The sequence below is a fragment of the Flavobacterium sp. Root420 genome, from assembly GCF_001427905.1.
Classification (GTDB): domain Bacteria; phylum Bacteroidota; class Bacteroidia; order Flavobacteriales; family Flavobacteriaceae; genus Flavobacterium.
This window is the reverse complement of sequence record NZ_LMEF01000001.1, coordinates 601,305-620,737: the sequence shown is the minus strand read 5'-3', so window position 1 is coordinate 620,737 and position 19,433 is coordinate 601,305. Positions and strand designations below refer to the sequence as shown.

The 19,433-nt window shown below is 33.4% G+C and carries 19 protein-coding genes; 3 read left to right on the top strand and 16 right to left on the bottom strand.

The window, feature by feature from the left end; all coding sequences use genetic code 11:
* The first annotated feature begins 203 nt into the window (after nucleotides 1–203).
* Complete coding sequence (locus ASC72_RS02745) at nucleotides 204–2,483, top strand: GH92 family glycosyl hydrolase (RefSeq protein ID WP_371258424.1); 2,280 nt, start codon at nucleotides 204–206, stop codon at nucleotides 2,481–2,483.
* Nucleotides 2,484–2,628: 145 nt separating this feature from the next.
* Nucleotides 2,629–3,072, top strand: a complete 444-nt coding sequence (locus ASC72_RS02740; RefSeq protein WP_056186332.1) for a hypothetical protein — start codon at nucleotides 2,629–2,631, stop codon at nucleotides 3,070–3,072.
* A gap of 110 nt (nucleotides 3,073–3,182) precedes the next feature.
* Here the strand turns inward: ASC72_RS02740 and ASC72_RS02735 are convergent, their stop codons facing one another.
* The 16 genes from ASC72_RS02735 to ASC72_RS02660 all read right to left on the bottom strand — a co-directional run bounded on the left by ASC72_RS02735 (nucleotide 3,183) and on the right by ASC72_RS02660 (nucleotide 18,343).
* Nucleotides 3,183–5,042: a peptidase M61 gene (locus ASC72_RS02735; RefSeq protein ID WP_056186328.1), complete on the bottom strand. Its 1,860-nt coding sequence runs from the start codon at nucleotides 5,040–5,042 to the stop codon at nucleotides 3,183–3,185.
* 100 nt (nucleotides 5,043–5,142) lie between these two features.
* On the bottom strand, nucleotides 5,143–5,421 hold the full coding sequence (locus ASC72_RS02730; protein ID WP_042563191.1) for a DUF2805 domain-containing protein: 279 nt from the start codon (nucleotides 5,419–5,421) through the stop codon (nucleotides 5,143–5,145).
* A gap of 120 nt (nucleotides 5,422–5,541) precedes the next feature.
* Entirely contained in the window at nucleotides 5,542–6,369 is an 828-nt protein-coding gene (locus ASC72_RS02725) for a sterol desaturase family protein (protein WP_056186325.1), read from the bottom strand.
* A 115-nt stretch (nucleotides 6,370–6,484) separates the two neighbouring features.
* Nucleotides 6,485–6,727, bottom strand: coding sequence for a GlsB/YeaQ/YmgE family stress response membrane protein (locus ASC72_RS02720; protein WP_056186322.1), 243 nt, complete (start codon nucleotides 6,725–6,727; stop codon nucleotides 6,485–6,487).
* A 348-nt stretch (nucleotides 6,728–7,075) separates the two neighbouring features.
* Entirely contained in the window at nucleotides 7,076–7,810 is a 735-nt protein-coding gene (aqpZ, locus tag ASC72_RS02715) for an aquaporin Z (RefSeq protein WP_056186319.1), read from the bottom strand.
* A gap of 24 nt (nucleotides 7,811–7,834) precedes the next feature.
* Complete coding sequence (locus ASC72_RS02710) at nucleotides 7,835–8,191, bottom strand: DoxX family membrane protein (protein ID WP_056186315.1); 357 nt, start codon at nucleotides 8,189–8,191, stop codon at nucleotides 7,835–7,837.
* Between the two features lie 86 nt (nucleotides 8,192–8,277).
* Nucleotides 8,278–9,174, bottom strand: a complete 897-nt coding sequence (locus ASC72_RS02705) for a DMT family transporter (RefSeq protein ID WP_056186312.1) — start codon at nucleotides 9,172–9,174, stop codon at nucleotides 8,278–8,280.
* A gap of 223 nt (nucleotides 9,175–9,397) precedes the next feature.
* Entirely contained in the window at nucleotides 9,398–10,528 is a 1,131-nt protein-coding gene (locus tag ASC72_RS02700; protein ID WP_056186307.1) for a peptidylprolyl isomerase, read from the bottom strand.
* A gap of 39 nt (nucleotides 10,529–10,567) precedes the next feature.
* Complete coding sequence (locus ASC72_RS02695; RefSeq protein ID WP_056186305.1) at nucleotides 10,568–11,641, bottom strand: peptidylprolyl isomerase; 1,074 nt, start codon at nucleotides 11,639–11,641, stop codon at nucleotides 10,568–10,570.
* Nucleotides 11,642–11,657: 16 nt separating this feature from the next.
* Complete coding sequence (gene gldI, locus ASC72_RS02690) at nucleotides 11,658–12,368, bottom strand: gliding motility-associated peptidyl-prolyl isomerase GldI (protein WP_056186302.1); 711 nt, start codon at nucleotides 12,366–12,368, stop codon at nucleotides 11,658–11,660.
* A 6-nt stretch (nucleotides 12,369–12,374) separates the two neighbouring features.
* Nucleotides 12,375–13,379, bottom strand: coding sequence for a bifunctional oligoribonuclease/PAP phosphatase NrnA (locus ASC72_RS02685; RefSeq protein WP_056186299.1), 1,005 nt, complete (start codon nucleotides 13,377–13,379; stop codon nucleotides 12,375–12,377).
* 173 nt (nucleotides 13,380–13,552) lie between these two features.
* On the bottom strand, nucleotides 13,553–15,034 hold the full coding sequence (locus ASC72_RS02680) for a rhomboid family intramembrane serine protease (RefSeq protein ID WP_056186295.1): 1,482 nt from the start codon (nucleotides 15,032–15,034) through the stop codon (nucleotides 13,553–13,555).
* A gap of 69 nt (nucleotides 15,035–15,103) precedes the next feature.
* Nucleotides 15,104–16,360 (bottom strand): voltage-gated chloride channel family protein, encoded by a 1,257-nt coding sequence (locus ASC72_RS02675; RefSeq protein ID WP_056186293.1) that lies wholly within the window; start codon nucleotides 16,358–16,360, stop codon nucleotides 15,104–15,106.
* Between the two features lie 214 nt (nucleotides 16,361–16,574).
* Complete coding sequence (locus ASC72_RS02670; RefSeq protein ID WP_056186290.1) at nucleotides 16,575–16,958, bottom strand: RidA family protein; 384 nt, start codon at nucleotides 16,956–16,958, stop codon at nucleotides 16,575–16,577.
* A gap of 166 nt (nucleotides 16,959–17,124) precedes the next feature.
* Nucleotides 17,125–17,430 (bottom strand): chaperone modulator CbpM, encoded by a 306-nt coding sequence (locus ASC72_RS02665; protein WP_056186285.1) that lies wholly within the window; start codon nucleotides 17,428–17,430, stop codon nucleotides 17,125–17,127.
* Complete coding sequence (locus ASC72_RS02660; RefSeq protein ID WP_056186283.1) at nucleotides 17,423–18,343, bottom strand: DnaJ C-terminal domain-containing protein; 921 nt, start codon at nucleotides 18,341–18,343, stop codon at nucleotides 17,423–17,425. Before ASC72_RS02660 ends, ASC72_RS02665 begins: the two co-directional genes overlap by 8 nt.
* A gap of 333 nt (nucleotides 18,344–18,676) precedes the next feature.
* Between ASC72_RS02660 and ASC72_RS02655 the strand changes: the two genes are divergently transcribed.
* Entirely contained in the window at nucleotides 18,677–19,390 is a 714-nt protein-coding gene (locus ASC72_RS02655) for a hypothetical protein (RefSeq protein ID WP_056186890.1), read from the top strand.
* Nucleotides 19,391–19,433 lie beyond the last annotated feature (43 nt).

Genomic DNA, 19,433 nt, shown 5'->3' with positions numbered 1-19,433 from the left:
AAAGATATTTAAAAACCTTTTGAGGTTCGATAAATTTATATTTTTTAAAAAGCATATTTTATTGTATTTTTCTAAATTGAAAGTATTGATAAAACGTTTTAGTAAATACCTGATATTGTTTTTATCCACAAAATAATGATTAAATAAAGTACCCGATGAATAGAATAAATTACCAAAGGTTTCTTTTTGGATTATCATTTTTAATGCTTGGATACGCTTCCAATGCACAGAAAAAAAATACTGAAAAACGAAACTTGATTCAGTACGTAGATCCAATGATCGGTACTGCAAAAATGGGGCACACTTATCCTGGTGCGACAGTACCTTTTGGGAGTGTGCAATTAAGTCCGGAAACTGATACGATTGCCTACGGCTTAAATAGAAAATATAATGGTGAGGTCTATAAATATTGTGCCGGATATCAATACGAAGACAAAACAATTGTAGGCTTCAGCCATACCCATTTTAGCGGCACCGGGCATTCTGATTTAGGCGATTTTTTAATCATGCCAACAACCGGTAAACTCCAATTAAATCCGGGAGTAGCTTCAAAGCCACATTCGGGATATCGTTCAGCATTTTCGCATTCTACAGAAAAAGCAGAACCAGCCTATTACAGCGTTCTTTTAGAAGATCATAAGATTAAGGCAGAGCTTACAGCTACAACGCGTGTCGGAATGCATCAATACACTTTTCCGAAATCAGATGAAGCACATATTATTTTGGACTTAACTTCTGGAATTTACAATTACGATAAAAAGAATGTATGGACATTTGTTCGTGTTGAAAACGATACTTTAATTACCGGATACCGTCAGACAAATGGCTGGGCAAGAACCAGAACGGTTTATTTTGCCATGTCTTTTAGTAAACCAATTAAAAGCTACGGACAGGCTGCGCAGGAAAAAAGTGTGTACAGAGGTTTTTGGGGGAGATTTGATCAAACCAAAAATTTCCCTGAAATGGCAGGTCAAAACTTAAAATTGTTTTTTGATTTTAATACTGAAGAAGGAGAGAAAATCAAGATAAAAATGGCTTTGTCTCCAGTAAGTTCTGCCGGAGCATTAGAAAATATGAAGAAAGAAGTTCCGGACTGGGATTTTGAAAAAGTAAAAAAACAAAGTCAGGAAATCTGGAATAATGAACTAAATAAAATTCAAATTGAAGCCATTCAAAAAGAAGATTATGTGAATTTTTACACTGCGATGTATCACGCTTTTTTAGGACCAACAGAATATATGGATCTGGATGGAAATTATAAAGGTTTGGATATGAACGTGCATAAAGCCGAAAACTTTAAAAATTACACCAGTTATTCGCTTTGGGATACTTACAGAGCTTTGCATCCCTTTTTTAATATTGTACAGCCAACGAGAAATTCAGACATGGTGAGTTCGATGCTTGCACATTCAGACCAAAGTGTACATAAAATGTTGCCTATCTGGTCGCATTATGCCAATGAAAATTGGTGTATGATTGGATATCATTCGGTTTCTGTTGTGGCAGATGCGATTGTAAAAGGCAATATCAATTTCGATACTGAAAAGGCGCTTCAGGCTTGTGTAAACACGGCAAAAGTACTATATTATGACGGATTGGAATATTATATGAGAATGGGTTATATTCCTGAAGATAAAAATGGTTCTTCAGTTTCTAAAACTTTAGAATATGCGTATGATGACTGGGCGATTGCTCAGGCTGCCAGGAAATTAGGTAAAACAGAAATTTATAAGGAGTTTATTGAAAGATCTAAAAATTATAAAAATGTTTACGATGCCAAAACGGGTTTCATGCGACCTAAACTAAATGACGGAACTTTCAAAAAAGAGTTTGATCCTTTAGACACACACGGACAAGGTTTCATCGAAGGAAATTCGTGGAATTACAGCTTGTACGTACCGCAAGATCCAGCTGAAATGATTAAAATGATGGGTGGAAATGATAAATTTAATGTTCGATTAGATTCGTTGTTCAATATGCATTTGCCGGACAAATATTTTGAAAATACAGAGGATATTACCAGAGAAGGAATCATCGGGAATTATGTCCACGGAAATGAACCTTCACATCACGTAGTTTATTTATACAATTGGACAAATTCACCTTGGAAAGCACAAGACAAAATCAGAATGATTCTGAAAAAAATGTACCGAAATGGAGCTGATGGTTTAGGCGGAAATGATGATTTTGGACAAATGAGTGCCTGGTATATTTTTAGTAGTTTAGGCTTTTATCCGGTTGCACCGGGATCTGATGAATATGCGTTAGGAAGTCCCTTGGTTAAAAATGCTGTTTTTAATTTAGAAAACGGAAAGAAATTCGAAGTTGAAACCGTAAACCAATCTGATAAAAATGTGTTTGTGAGCAAAGTGCTTTTAAACGGAAAAGAACTTTCCAAACCTTTCTTAAAACATGCAGATGTTATGAATGGAGGAAAAATCACGTTTTATATGAGTGCAAAAGCTAATAAGAAGAATTACTAGATTATGTATCAACAGGTTAATTTTGACTTCCTGCAAGGTTTTGAAAACCTTGGAGGATTCGTGGCGAAAAAATAATAAAAGCTAAACATAACAGAGTTTGCAAAAACTTCACGAAATTTGCATTTCAAAATTTAATGATATCCATATGAAAATAAACCTAAAATCAGGAATTGATAAATTGCTTTTCGGAATGAAGCAAAATGATGTTACGGCCGTTTTTGGCAAACCTGATAAAAATTACAAAGACGAAGATGACAATGTTATTTTTGTGTACAATTCACATAAAATCAGATTAACATTTTATGAGGAAGAAGACTTGAAATTAGGTTATTTAGTAGCATCAAGCAATGATCTTGAAGTTTTTGGATTCAAAATAATCGGTAGAAAAATTGCAGATGTAAAGAAAGATTTAGTGACAAAAGGAATTACCAAATACACTCAGGAAACTTTTGATACTTTCGAAAACTATTTTAATGAAGAAAACTGGTTTATTCTTCAAACTGAATTTGATGAAGTAGTGAAGTTTGAAGTAGGTGCAATTATTAATGAAAAAGATGAGTTTGACTGGAAATTTCCACTGAAGAAATAATTAGTCACATTTTGTGTGATTTCTCCTTCGTCAAGATGACAAGCAAACGTATACCATAAAAAAAACCGACAATCACTTGTCGGTTTTTTTTATATTTAAGGTCTAAAAAATTATCCTTTCAACCATGCATTTTTAAGCTTCTCTTTTGAAGCATCTGTAGCTTTAAAAGTTTCTGTTTCTTCAAAAGGGACTTTTACAGTTCCTTTAATGGTTTGTTCAGCACCAGCACGTTTTATTTTAACTGTAATAGGATCGTTATCTTTCCAGTTTTCACTTTCTCCAATTAAATCATAAATATTGTCTAAGTTGTAAACTTTATCGTTAATAGAAACAATTCCATCACCAGCTTTAAGATTTAAATTAGTAAAGAATACGTTTAAGTCAATATCAGGACGCACACTTATTGCTTTAGTTGCTTTGTCTACACCAATATATGGAGTTTGTCCTTTAATGAAAATTGATCCTGCTTTTTTCTCAGAAGATTTAGTTACGCCAACTTTAGCCAAATAAAAATCGTAAGGGATTGGTGTTGTTCCGGCAACATATTTAGTTAGGAATTCACCAACTTCAGGATAAGTCAATTGTGTAATTTTTGCGAAAAGTTCGTTATCGTTAAATGGTTTTTCGATACCATACTCATCAGATAATTTGTGCATTAAATCAAGAATTCCTCTTTCTCCGTTGCTTTTTTCTCTGATAATAATATCAATGCACATACCTATTAAAGCTCCTTTTTGGTATACATTTAAATATTGATCTTTATAAGGTTCTTGTAGAACATTAGCACTCATTTTAGTAAAAGACATAGTGTCATCCAATGTTTTTGCCTGCTCAATTTTATCGGCAATTCGCGTGTAAAATTCCCCTTCATTAATTAATCCCTGATTGATTTGGAAAAGGTTTGCGAAGTATTCTGTTACACCTTCATACATCCATAAATGCTCTGACATTTTTGGATCATTGTAATCAAAAAACTGAATTTCTTTTGAGTGAATAGTTAATGGGGTTACAATATGGAAAAATTCATGAGAAACTACATCTTTCATAGATTCTACCAATTTTTCTTTTGGCATAGATTCCGGTAAGACAACAGTAGTAGCTGTTGGGTGTTCTAATGCTCCAAAACCATGTGCATCATCTTTAGCCATGCTTGATAAATACAATAAAACAGTATATTTTTTAGTAGAATTTACTTTTCCTAAAAAGTTTTTCTGTGCCGTCATCATCGTTTTCATTTCCGGAGTAATGCTTTCAGCAGTAAATTTTCCTGTTGGAGAATAAACAGCAATCAAAATATCCATACCATTAACGTTGAATGTAGTATAATCTGGTTTAGAATACATAATTGGATTTTCTACCAAAACAGCATAGCGAGAAGTTTTAAAAACGTCACTTGTTTTGCTGGCATCTTCATCAGTCATTGAAGTTGCTCCCCATAATGTTTCAGGATGCGTAATTGTAACATTATATGGTACATCTAGTTTATCTTTAAAATAACCTACAAAACCGTGCGTATTCACCATGAAGTTAACTCCTGCATTGATATTAGTTCCGGCCGGAGAAAAAACATCTCCACCTCCAAAACCAGCTCCTTTTTCAGTGTCAAAAGTATCTCCAACTAAATAAGTGATCTTTTTTAATGTTTTAGCATTAGCAATTGACCAGGAATTATCATCAATTCTTTTTACAGTTAATTCATTTCCTTTAGCATCAAAAGCTTTAAAACCATCTGAATATTTACCGTAATTATCTGTAGAATAAGTTCCCGGAACTGTCTTTGGAATACTGTAGATAATTTCGTCTGTTTTAATTGCGGGAGGAGTAACCGTTACCAGGACTTTATCATCCTTTACATCAGTAAGATTAATGTTTACATCTACGGTATTGCTTTTTGCAGCGCCTGATGTACTACCCGTTTTACAGCTCCAAAGAGTTACAGCAAGAGCTAAGGTGTAAAATATTTTTTTCATTTGTTCGCGTTTAGTTATTTGTATTTGACTGCTAAAATATGAAATTGTTACAGTGCTACTTTAAATATAAAAAAAACTCCTGAATTTCAGGAGTTCTATCTTAGTCTAGTTTGTTTTTTATATAATATTTGCCATCCAGATCTTCATCAAAATCATCTATTTTAACGGGTTTTGGTTTTGGTTTATTTGCTATAGCCTTCTTTTTCCACATTTCAAATTTTTCAAGCGGCATTTTCTTTTTCATGATTTCCAAAACTTCTTTTTCTGCCAATCCAAATTCTTTTTTAATAATTTCAAATGGATTTCTTTCTTCCAAGGCTAACGAAACAAGTTTTTCCGTTTGTTCCCAGCTCAACTCTTTGCGGTTACTCTTTTTCATCACGTGAAAATTAATTCAAAATAGGGGTTAATGATTAATAGATTGATTTTCAATTTAAGTATCAATATTAATAAAAAAAATAATTAGTTGGTTCGATCTGTGATATTTTTTTTAATGATTTTAAGTGTTTTTTATTGATTTTGATTTTTGAAACGGAATTTGCAATAAATTTTTCAATTTGTTATGCTCTTCGGGTGCCATATGTGTATCAACTCCGTAAATTAATTCTTCTTTGGGCAATGTGGTAAAAGTGCCAAAAAGCCGATCCCAAACAGAGAAAATATTTCCATAATTACTATCTGTATAAGGTAAAACGTAATGATGATGAACTTTATGCATATTAGGAGAAACGATGAAATAACTCAGGAAGACATCTAATTTGTCAGGTAGTGAAATGTTGGCATGATTGAATTGAGAAGCTACAACAGATAAGGATTGATATAGAAAAACCATCCACATTGGACTTCCTACAATTAGGACGCCTGCAGTTGTAAATAAAAAACGAATGATGCTCTCGCCAGGATGATGTCTGTTTGCTGTTGTAGTATCAATCCAGGTATCAGTATGATGAATAAGATGAAAACGCCAAAGCATTTTTATTTTATGCTGAACAAAATGTGCAAGATACGCACCAATTAAATCTAACAGAAGTAAACCAATAATGGTATACAGCCAAATTGGAAGTTCAGGCAGCCATTGCAGAATTCCGAAATGATTTTCAGTCGTCCAGTCAGCTGTTTTAATTAAGACAAAGGCCAAAACAAAATTGACAATAATTGTAGTAAATGTCAGGAAAAAGTTGATTCCGGCATGATGCCATTTTTTGTATTGCATCTGGAATAGCGGAAAAGTATTTTCGATTAGCCAAAAAATAGTTATTCCTCCAACCAAAATTAAACTGCGGTGAGAAGACGGAATCGTACTGAAATAAGAAATAATTTCATTCATAATAAAAATGTATTTGAAATCAGTTTTATTTCTTTTTTAAAAATATAAAAAGAAAAGAGAAAACCGGATATAAATATATCTGATTTTCTCTTTAAAATAAATAATATGCTATAATTTATGCTTTTTTGATCAGGCTTATGATGAATAGTAAAACCCACGCACCTCCAACAGCAATTAGAATTTGCCAAAGAAGTCCGCCGCCGCCAATACCAAGTTGACCTGCAATCCAACCACCAACGATTCCGCCAATGATTCCAACAATAATATTGCCAATTAGACCAAATCCGGCACCTTTCCAGATTTGACCTGCTAACCATCCGGAAATTGCTCCGATAAGTAAGAAATATAAAAACTCCATATTTTAGGTTTTAAGGGTTATATAATAGTTGATTTGTTTATTTGTGCTTCTTCGGAATGCTTTTGTAATTCCATGCGCCTCCGACAATGATACCAACAGCGATATTACCAGGAAGGCCCGAAACCGCCTGAGATTGCTTCGATAAGTAAGAAATAAAACTCCATAGTTTATGTTTTAAGGGTTATGTAATAGTTGATTTTTTTATTTGTGCTTCTTCGGAATGCTTTTGTAATTCCATGCGCCTCCACCAATGATACCAACAGCGATATTACCAGGAAGGTCCGAAACTGCCGCCTGAGATTGCTTCGATAAGTAAGAAATAAAACTCCATAGTTTATGTTTTAAGGGTTATGTAATAGTTGATTTGTTTATTTGTGATTCTTCAGAATGCTTTTGTAATAGATTTTTATAGATAAATCCACCCAGGAGAGCACCTAAAATAGGTGCAACCCAAAATAACCAAACTTGAGATAGTGGCTCACCGCCAACAAAAACAGCTTGTGATAACGATCTTGCAGGATTTACAGATGTATTGGTAATTGGAATACTAATTAAGTGAATTAAAGTCAAAGCCAAACCAATAGCAAGACCAGCAAATCTTCCGTTTGCAAATTTATCAGTTGCTCCTAAAATGATCAATAAGAAAAACAAAGTCAGAACAAATTCAGCAATAAAAGCAGATTGTAAAGAATATCCATCGGGAGAAAATGCCCCAAAACCATTAGATGCAAATGCTCCGGCTTTAGTATTGTCAATGACAAAACCGGCTTTTCCTAAAGCAATCGTATACAACGTTCCTGCTGCAGCTACCGCGCCAACACATTGTGCAATGATGTATGGAATTAAATCTTTGGCAGGAAATCTTCCTCCAGCCCATAAACCAAAAGATACCGCAGGATTAAAATGCCCACCCGATATATGTCCAACAGCATAAGCCATTGTTAATACAGTTAAACCAAAAGCTAAAGCAACACCTGCAAATCCAATTCCTAATTCAGGAATTCCGGCAGCAAATATGGCGCTTCCGCAACCTCCAAAAACGAGCCAATAGGTTCCGAAAAATTCTGCAAATAATTTTTTCATAATAAAATAATTTAATGGTTAATGTTAGAATGTATATTGGTAAGCCCAATAAATCAAAACAATTTGTAAGGGCAAACGTACGAATAAAACCCATCTTGGTAAACCGAAACTCGCTTTTTTATTTTGAAACATAAATAAGTTGGCCGGAAATATAGCAACTAATAGCGCTATAATTCCCCATGCAGCAAATTTTTTTGAGAAAGGAAACATTAGAAGTAGGCCTAAAAGTATTTCGGCAATTCCACTTAAAGTATTTATTAATTTGGGGTTTTTGAATAGGGGCGGAATGATTCGAATGTACATTCCGGGACTTCTAAAATGATTAATTCCAGCAATTATATATAGAAAAGCCATTAAATATAAATGCCAGGGTAAATTCATGATATCATATTGTTTATCGCGAATTTATAAAAAAATTAACAATTATAACATTACAAGAAGCTTTTTTTAATTCTGTATAAAATGAACTACTTTTTACGCTTAAAATTTACATTCATGATAATAATGGCTAGGATAATTAAAACAATTCCAACCCATTGCAACAAGATTACTTTTTCATTTAAAAGTATATAAGCCATCATTACAGAAACAGGTAATTCCAATGCAGAAACGATACTTCCCAAACCAATTCCGGTTAACGGGAAACCTGCATTCATTAGCATTGGTGGAATAATAGTTCCGAATAAAGACAGCACAATTCCCCATTTCATGAAAATTTCCAGATTAAAAGGCGTAACCTGAGTAACAAATGCAAATGAAAATACAATTACAGCACCTCCTAAAAGCATATATAAACTTCTTTGTGCCGATGAGATTTCGGTAGCAACACGATTTGCAGTGAACATAGTTGTAGTAAAAGAAGCTGCAGCCATAACGCCCCAAACAATTCCACGCCAATCTAATTTTATATCGTTATTGATGATATTAGTAGCCAAAACAGTTCCGACAAGGACGATGAAAACCGCGATTACTTTTTGTTTTGAGGGTAATTTTTTTTCCAAAATCATTTCCAATAAAACGCCCATCCAAACGGTTTGCATCAATAAAACGATTCCAATAGAAACTGGAATGTACTTTACAGCCAAATAATAAAACAGACTTGTCATTCCTAAAGAGGTTCCGGCAAGCATCAGGTTGAATATGTTTTTTGGAGTAGCTTTTACAACATTGTCTTTATGCTTTATTTTTTGAAATGCATTGATTAATAGAATTCCAATAATCCCTAAAACAAATTGAGAAGTTGTTACTTCGGCAGTGGTATATCCTTCAGAATAAGCCATTTTCACAAAAGTGGCTAACATTCCATAAGTTGTAGCTCCTAAAGCAACTAAAAATACTCCTTTTAATACATTGTTTTGTGACATCAGAATTTCCTTTTTTAAAAAATTAAAGCCGGCAAAGGTAAACTATTTTGTTTATGATTTAGTAGAAAATCGTTACAAATAGTGTTACTACCATTGTTCTTGCGACAGATTATCTGCTTAAATTGAAGATTTATCAGAATGTTGAAAATGGAGCAAAATAGAAAAGCCATCAAAATCTATGATTTGATGGCTTTTTATTTTTACTTAAAATAAACAGTATTAATTACTTCACTGGTTGATTTTGATACGTTTCAATTTCAAAAATTAAAGTAGCGTTTGGTGGAATTACACCTCCGGCACCTTTTTCTCCGTAAGCTAAATTAGAAGGAAGAAAGAAAATTGCTTTTTCTCCATCAGTCATCATGGCAAGCGCTTCGATGAATCCCGGAATCATTCCGTCTTTTTTACCAACTGTAAAAGGGAAAGCTTTGTATCCTCCTTGTGCATCTCTGTTGGCGTCATATTTACCATAGGCTTTTGCTACACTTGGCATACTGCTGTCAAAAAGATTTCCGTCCTCAAAATAACCGGCATAATGAAAATAAATGTTAGAGCCTTCAGCACCTTTTACACCAGTTCCTTTTTGTATAATTACATATTTTAAACCAGAAGCTGTTGTAGTCGCTTTAGCTTTTGTAGCTGCAAAATAAGTTGCTTTATTCTTAACAACTTTTTGAGATTCTAATTTTTTTGCTTCGTCTTTTTTAGCGTCTTCAGTTAAAACTTTTACGGCATCAAATTTCTTAGCTGCAGCACCTTTACGTGTAATGGTAATTTTTGTCATGATATCATCCTGAACAATCTTATTTACATTGTCCATTCCGGAAACGACATGTCCAAAAATAGTGTGTTTTCCATTTAACCATGGAGTTTCTTTATGGGTAATGAAAAATTGGCTTCCGTTCGTTGCAGGACCAGAATTTGCCATTGCCAAAATTCCGCCTTTGTCAAATTTTAATTCTTCTCTAAATTCATCTTTAAATGAATATCCGGGACCTCCTGAACCATTTCCGTCAGGATCTCCACCCTGAATCATGAAATCATTTATAACTCTGTGGAATTTTAATCCGTCATAAAAGGGTTTTCCTTTTAGTTTTTCCACTTTTACATTAGGATTTTTTCCTTCTGCCAAAGAAATAAAGTTAGCTACCGTAACTGGCGCTTTTTCATATTCTAAAGAAACCACAATGTCTCCTTTTGTTGTAGAAATAGTAGCAAAAATGCCATCATTTGGATCTCCCTTAGCAACTGTCTTTGTTGGTGCAGCTTTTGGTTTTGCAACAGGTTTTTTTGTTGTCTGAGCCTGAATATTTACTATTGCAAGGCAAAATAAAAATAGAAATTTAAATTTCATCGTATTCCGAATTTAAGTCTATGATAAGTTTTAAAATGTTTATTGTGGTTTTTCTAATAATTGAATTTCGAAAACAATATTAGCATTTGGCGGAATAACGTTTCCAGCTCCTGCTGCTCCGTACGCTAAATGAGACGGGATAAAAATAACTGCTTTATCTCCAAATGAAAGTTGTTCAATTCCTTCAATAAAACCAGGAATCAGACCTGATTTACTTCCTGCTGTAAAAGGAATTGGCTGATATTGCTTTGCTTCAGCTCTTGCAGCATCAAATTTTCCAAAAGTTTTAGCTACCTCTTCCACACTTGAATCAAAAAGGGTTCCGTTTTCTAAGAAACCAGAGTAATGAATATAAACCTGGGTTCCGTTTGCAGGTTTTTTTCCTGTTCCTTTTTCAGTAATTACATACTGTAAACCACTGCTTGTTTTTGTAGCTTTAGCTTTTAATACAGCAAGTGCATCTACTTTTTCTTTTTGAACTCCTGCATATTTGCTTTGTTCTTTTGCTATTTCTGAAAAATAATCATGAAATACTTTAACGGCATCAAACTTTTTAGCCGCTTCACCATTTCTGATGATAGTTACAGTAACAATTTTATCGTCTTGTTTTACCTGATTTACTACTTCTTGCCCTTTTTCAACTACATGACCAAAAATAGTGTGTTTTCCGTCTAACCAGGGAGTTTCTACATGGGTAATAAAAAATTGACTGCTGTTTGTTCCGGGACCATTATTGGCCATAGCCAAAACACCTGCTTTGTCAAATTTTAAATCAGTAATTTCATCTTTAAATTTATAACCTGTATCTCCAGAACCAGTTCCTTCAGGATCTCCGGTTTGAATCATGAATTCTTCAATTACTCTGTGGAATTTTAAACCATCATAAAAAGGTTTGCCTTTAAGATATTCTTTAACAAATTCGTTTTTACCTTCTGCTAAGGTTACAAAATTTGCTACTGTAATTGGTGCTTTTTTATAATCCAATTCAACAATAATATGTCCTTTACTAGTTTCAATGTCAGCATACAAACCATCAGGCAAATTGCTATGCTCGTCTTTACAAGAATAAAATGAGGTAACGGCTAGTAGTAATAATAAAATACTCTTTTTCATTTTTAAAATGTTGTTTTTATGGGGTTATTGTATCTTTTTTAATTGGAGTTACTGATTTTGCCACTGCAGGTTTTGCCACTGCAGGTTTTGGAGCTTGTCCGGTTGTTGTTGCTGTTGGAGCTGAAGTCTGCCCTGTTGGAGTTTGTGCTGCCGGGACTGCTGTTTGTGGAGCTGCCGGATCCGGAACAAAATTACGCAGCGTAACCGTACACATTAAAGATTGATTTGGACCAATTTTTTTATTGTCTCCATGATAGCCATATGCAATATGTGATGGAAATAAGAAAGTTACGGTTTCGTTTTTACGCATCAGTTTGATACCGTCACGCAAACCCATCATGATGTCCTGTTTGTCTACGTAATAGGTTTGTGGGCCAAGATCAGCTTCTGAATAAATCATATTGCCTTTCATGTCTTTTACTTCCAAATTGAAATAAGCAATATCTCCTTTTCGGGGCGTTTGCTGCGTTTCGGTTAAGTTTCTTTCGTCATAAGAAAGCCAATAGCCTTTTCTTGTGGCGTAGTATTTTACTTTTGGATTGCTTTTGATGATTTTCTTAATAACATTTTCTTCGTCTGCTATTAATTTTTTATTACGGTCAACTGACTTTTTCATAAAAGTTCCCGAAGCTCTTGAAATAGGTCTTCTGGCATCTTCATGTTGTTTACAGCTAACCAATAAAACAGCAAGAAGGAGCGTGTAAATGCTTAGTTTTATGTAGTTCATAGTAGGTTATATTTTTAGTTTAGTTACTAAATCTTCAAATTTTTTCAGGGTTTCTTCCATCGAAACGTCTGATCTTCCACCGGCAGCATTACTATGCCCGCCACCGTTAAAATGATCTCTGGCGAACTGATTCACATCAAATCCACCTTGCGAACGGAAAGAAATTTTGATAATTTTCTCATCTTTATTTTCGATAAAAATAGCGGTAAAAACAATACCTTTTATACTTAAACCGTAATTTACAATTCCTTCAGTATCGCCTTTTACATAATCAAATGAATCCAGCTCTTCCTGCGTAAGCGAAGTATACGACGTTTTATGTTCTTCTAATACTTTCATGTTCTGCAAAGCACGTCCTAATAATTGCAGGCGACTGTACGAACTATTATCAAATAATAATACAGGAATCTGAGTGTTTTCAACTCCTAAATCAATTAATTCTGCAATAATGCGGTGCGTGTTTCCTGTGGTTCCCGGAAAACGGAACGAACCTGAATCGGTTAAAATACCGGTATAAATGCAAGTTGCAATGGTTTTATCTAAATCCTCTTTTTTGTTCAAGAAAGAAATGAAATTATAAACCATTTCGCAAGTTGATCCAAATGATGTATCAGAGTAGGTATAAGCAGCATAATCATCAGGTTTTTGATGATGATCAATCATGATAAATGGAGCTGTTAACTTTGCTAAAGTATGTTCCATTTCGCCTGTTCGATGAAAAGCATTAAAGTCAAGTGTGAAAATCAACTCTGCTTCTTCTAATATTTTGGTGCAATTTTCAGTGTCTTTTTCAAATATTTTTACAGTTTCAGAACCTGGAAGCCAAGCTAAAAAATCAGGAAAATCATTAGGAGCAATAACCGTAGGCTGGTGATTGTTTTTTAATAAAAAATGGTATAAGCCTAAAGTAGAACCCATAGCGTCGCCATCTGGTCCTCTGTGCGGTATAATTGCAATTTTCTTTGGAGTCGCAAGCAACAATTCTATTGCCTGAATATCTTGTATTTTCATAGTGTGCGAATTTACATTTTTTTAATGTAATGCTGAAAACATTTTGGAGATTAACACACTTTTATAAGTTATAAGTTAGGAGTTATAAGTTATAGTGAACTTTATTTTTAAAATTTAATATTTGGTATTTGAAGGAAATTATTTTATACCGAGAGCGAAATTCCAATTTTAATTTAACTCTTAGGGTTTGCTTTATTAATCTGATTCATAATGCTAGATATTTTGAAGTCCAGAGCAAGCATTTTTTCATCATATAAAGTGCTGTTTTCCACGATTTTTTTATAAGCAAGTTCATAAAAGCTAATTCTCAATTTGCAATACTCGATCAATCTTTCATTTTGCTCGTGAATTTCTTTTGGTAGATATAATTTATCCAGCTCAGTCATCAAAGTAATATTCTCGTTCCAATAATAAATACCCCGATCTTTAATTAAATACAGCGTACTTTCTTTATTTTCAAAATAGGAATTGCCATATTGAACACTATAAGCTTCTAAAGCCATTTTTTCCATGTCAACAAACTCTTGCATTCTTTTTTCATATTCCATTATCTGATAAATATAAACTTGAGAACTTTTTAAATTTATATAAAGGCAAATGATTGAAATTAAGGCTACTGAATAAATTGAGGCAAGTCCAATTTTTCTTTTTTCACCTGAAATAAAAACAGTTAGGCCAAAAACAATTCCTGCAAGAAATCCACCAATATGAGCTGCACTGTCAATTCCATCACTAAAGCTGTAACAAATGTTTAGAACTACCAAAAAGACAATTTTAGCAGTTAGTTTTGCGTCTATTCTTTTCCCTAGAGCAGCAATTAACAAAACACCAAACATTCCAAATATGGCTCCCGATGCGCCAGCACTTACAAGATCCTTATTCCAGTACAAACTACTTAAGCTCGCCAGAATTCCGCAGAACAAATAAGTAATTAGAAAAATCCATTTTTTGAGATAAGATTCTAAAAGCAATCCAACATAAGCCAACGTAATGCAATTGGTTACTAAATGAAAGAATCCAATATGTACAAAACAGGCAGATAATAACCTCCAATATTGGTTTTCATAGGTAAGTGGACCGTGATTTCCGCCCCAGTCAATTATTTCCTGAACCGTCGGAGCAAAAAAATGAACACCAGAAAATATCATAATCAAAAAATATATAATATTTAAATAGATTAAAACTGGCGTAATGAAATAGCTTTTTGATGGAATGAAAATTGAAAAAATGGAATAAAATGAAGTAATCTTTCGTTCTGTTTCTTTTCCTGTCAAAAGGTTTTTCTGCTCTATTTTAATTTGCTCCTGAAAAGCATCCTGACTCAAATTTGGATTTGAAATTTCTTTTAATTCTTCGAAATAAAAATTTAAAAAATTGCCAGTGTTTTTTTTATTTCGGCCTCGATCGTAAAATTGATTTCCGTTTGATGAACTTGTAACAATTGCCGTATTTTCCTCATCAAATGTAATAGAAATAGTTTCGTTCCATGTGTCTTTCTTGTTTTTTGAAATTGCAATAATTTCATTTTCATCAATGGTAATTAAATTCCAATTTAGTTTTTTACAAATACTTATAGAAGTCAGAATAAAAGCTGGTTGAGATAGATTGTTTAAAGGAATTAATTCTGAGAAGTTCGCAGGGAATCCAAATGCCATTGTAGTAAGATTTGATTTAGGAAAAACAATACTACAAAAAAAGTCTTAATTATTAGAAAAAATATTTGTCTACAAATGTTCTAATTCTTTTTTCTGTAATTTCTGGTACAATTTATATTTTATACCTTTAACAATCTGGGATTTATAAATCCCAACTGAACCTGAGGAAAAATAGGCAATGACACAAGCAATGGCAATGAAAATTCCCGGTTCAATTCCGAATAATTCCATTCCCATAATAGTGCAGGCGATGGGAGTGTGGGTTGCACCTGAAAAAACGGCTACAAATCCTATTCCTGCTAAAAGTGCAATTGGCATTGGAATAATTACAGATAATGCACTTCCTAAAGTAGCGCCGACAAAAAATAACGGCGTTACTTCTCCACCTTTAAAGCCGGCGCCTAAAGTGAATCCCGTAAATAAAATTTTTAGTAAAAAATCATACCACGGATTAACATTCGAAAAGGAATCTACGATTACCGGAACGCCTAATCCTGAGAATTTTGTGAGCCCGAAGCCTGCAATAGCAATGGCTAAAATGATTCCGCCAATAAAAGGTCGTAATGGAGGATATTTAATGTTTTTTGAAAAAAGAGAACCCCAAAAATGAGTGCTTCTGGAAAATAATAAAGCAGCAAAACCGGATAAAACACCAACAATAGCAGTATATATGATATTGTGCAGATTGAGCTCAGGAATAATTGGAATGCTGTAATGCGTATGTTTTACCTGCCAGAATTCTACGGTAAAATAAGCCGTGTAGGCCACTAGAAAAGATAAAATAATGCTTTTAACATTGATTTTGCTGAAGTATAAAACTTCTAAAGCAAAAATAGCGCCAGCCAAAGGAGTTCCGAAAACCGATGCAAAACCAGCACTGATTCCAAGTATAATCAGAATTTTTCTTTCAGAATTATCTAATTTGAAAAATTTGGTGAACTGGTCAGCGATGGCGCCTCCCATTTGTACAGCAGTTCCTTCACGGCCTGCAGAACCACCAAATAAATGAGTGATTAAAGTTCCTAAAAGTACTAAAGGAGCCATTTTAAACGGAATCACTTTCTTGGGACTTTCGTATTCTTCCAACAATAAATTATTGCCTTTTACAACAGATTCTCCCCAAAAGTAATAAGTGTATCCAACGATTAATCCGCCCAAAGGCAAAAGCCAAATGATCCAGTCGTGGTGAATTCTAAATTGTGTAACCCATTCCAAAGAAACCAGAAAAAATGCCGAAGCCGATCCAGACAAAACGCCTATCAAAACACAGATCAAAATCCATTTGAAAGTAGTCAGGAATATTTCTTTTAAGTTTTGGAAGGCCATTAATTTATGAAAATTTTACGCCACGAATTTCACGAATTTTAACGAATTAATAGCTTTTTAATTTAGAAAAATAATAAAGGAATATTTTTAAATCTTTAATGGGTGGCAAAAAATAATGAGAAGTTTTAACCGCAAATTGCACAAATTTTCACAAATTAATAATTTGTAGCAAAAAAATTAGTGAAAATTTGTGCAATTTGTGGTTGAAAAATATCTACTGTACTACAGCTGTAAATTCAATTTCAACTAAATATTCGGGAGCAACCAGTTTACTAATTTCATAAAAACCAGTCGTAGGTTTTACGTCCTTAAAGAAAGCAGAATGCGCCCTTGCAACTTCTTCAAAAGTTGAAATATTGGTAGTAAAAATTCTCGTTCTGATGACATCTTTCATTCCAACATTCAAATCTTCCAGTACTTTTTCAACACGTTCTAATATGTTATAAGTTTGAGCATAAGCATCATCGGCTTTTACTTTATCGCCATCAACAATAGCCACAGTGCCCGAAACTTCAATAATATTGCCAATTCGTACCGCACGGCAATATCCCATTTTGTCTTCCCATGGTGATCCTGTCAAGATGTTTTCTCTTTTCATTTCTTCTGTTTTTTTGAATTATTTTCCATCAATTTTTAAAAACAATTCTGGTTAGTTAATACGACTGCAATTTATAAAATATGTAACTGAAAAGAGTATAGATTTATTTGAAATCAATCTGTAAATTATTCTTTTTTGTGATATTTAAAGATCAAGTTTTGGATGATTATTCAATTTGATAGTGTTCAAAAAGGCGAAGTTTATTTTGCGTTGCCGTTAAATTTTGCTGTAAAACTTCAATCTTGTTTAGCAGATGATAAATAGCGTCAATTCCCTCTAAATTTATTTTGAGATCATAATGCATGCGAATCATTTTTTCTATGGCCGGCAACTGTTCAGGCTGTAAATATTCGTCTTCTTCCTGAATAATAATTTCCACTAAGCCATAATTATTCAACTCTGTTATAAAAGTGTTTTCAATTTCGTGATACAGGCAAAATTGTTTGATCTGGATTAAGTTTTTACTATTCATGATTTCTTAGTTTAGCTAATTCTTCAAATAATTCTTTTTCTTTTTGAGATAATTTCGTTGGTGTTTTCAATTTATATGTAATGTATAAATCTCCAAACTGATTTTCTTTTTTGTAAACTGGAAATCCTTTTCCTTTCAATTTAACCTTCGTTCCGGTTTGAGTTTCAGCGGGAACTTTCACTTTTACTTTTCCATCAAAAGTATTCACGAAAGTTTCCCCACCTAAAACCGCAGTGTACAAATCAAGATCTACATCAGCATATAAATTATTTCCTTCTCGTTTAAAATTGGAATCATTATCAATTAAAAAAGTAATATACAAATCTCCGTTCGGGCCACCATTTGCACCGGGTCCGCCGTGCCCGGGAATTTTAATGATTTGACCGTTTTCGACTCCGGCCGGAATTGTAATTCGGATATTTTTACCATTTACAGTTAAGCTCTGTTTATGTGTGGTATAAGCCGAAGCTAAATCCAGTTGTAATTCGGCATTAAAATCCTGCCCGCGATATTTTGATTGCGATCTGGAACTTCTTCCTCCGCCATACATTGAATTGAAGAAATCAGAAAAATCACTTCCTGAAAAATCTCCGTCAAAACCAGAAAAATCGGGATTCCCGCCTTGCTGCTGTTGTCTTGAATATTGCTGTTGATTCGGATCGTAACCTGCTTTTTCAAATTCATCGGCATGTTTCCAGTCTTTTCCGTATTTATCATATTTTTTACGATTTTCCGGATTGCCCAGAACTTCGTTGGCTTCATTGATTTCCTTGAATTTTTTCTCCGCTTCTTTGTCATTTGGATTTAAATCAGGATGGTATTTACGGGCCAGTTTTCGATATGCTTTTTTGATTTCGGCTTCAGTAGCTGATTTTGTAACATCTAATATTTTATAGTAATCGATATAATCCATTTTACAAGTCTTTTAATAAAATTAATTAAAGTCTTGAAGTTATGAATAAGTGGTTAATTATCAAAATGATGTAATTCTTTTTAAATAAAAAATAACGTATTGTTTTTATAGTAGTTGAGTTAGTTTGGAATTTGGTCCCGAAGCTTCGGGATCGAATTGGAATTTAATTTCAAAAAACAGTAATTCTTGGCAAGTTTTTTGTTTCCAAAAATTAGCCTAATATATTGTTATAAAAGTCTTAAAGTTAAAGTGAGTAATTAAATTATGCTATTTTTGCTTTGCTATACTATTATTTTAAAAAATTATAAAAGCCGATTCGATAAAACTTTTTCAATGAAGCACATTTTATTATTCATATTATTTTTTACCGCTGTAACAGTATCAGCCCAAACCGAATTTGGAACTAAGTTCAAGAGCATTCCTGCTCCAAAGTTTAGTGCAAAACCGAAAAAGATTCCTCAGCCTGAAACATTAGATCCTTCCGCTCCAACAGCAGAGGTACCAGGTATCAAAACTCCAAATGTGTATGATAATAATACTATTACGTCTAAATCAAAATTTCAGATAGGAGAGCAAAAAAGTAAGTTTACCATGTCTACAGAAACCGATTTTGCCAACCCTGGTGATCGTTATGTAGCTAAAATGGAAAAAGATCTCGATAGAGCCTTGAAAGATGCAGGTTTAAAAGAAGGTAGAGGAACCTTGGTGAAGAAAAATATTTCTTTAGGAGATTTTAAAACCAAGTCGAATTATTTTATTGTGAAATTCCGTGATTTCGGAGCAATTGATGGTGATTTGGTGAAAATTTCATCAAATGATCAGGTAATACAATCTCAGTTATTTTTAGATTCTAATTTTAAAGACGTTAAAATTAATTTGGTAAACGGCTTCAATAAATTAGATTTTGAAGCATTAAATATAGGTTCATTAGGAGGAAATACTGCCGAAATCCAGGTTTATGATGATAAAGGACAATTAGTCACCAATGATTATTGGGATAATCTCGCGGCTGGATTTAAGGCTTCAATAATTGTAACGAAAGAGTAGCTTCGAGGTTCAAAGTTACAAAGGAGCAAAGGTTCAAAGGTTA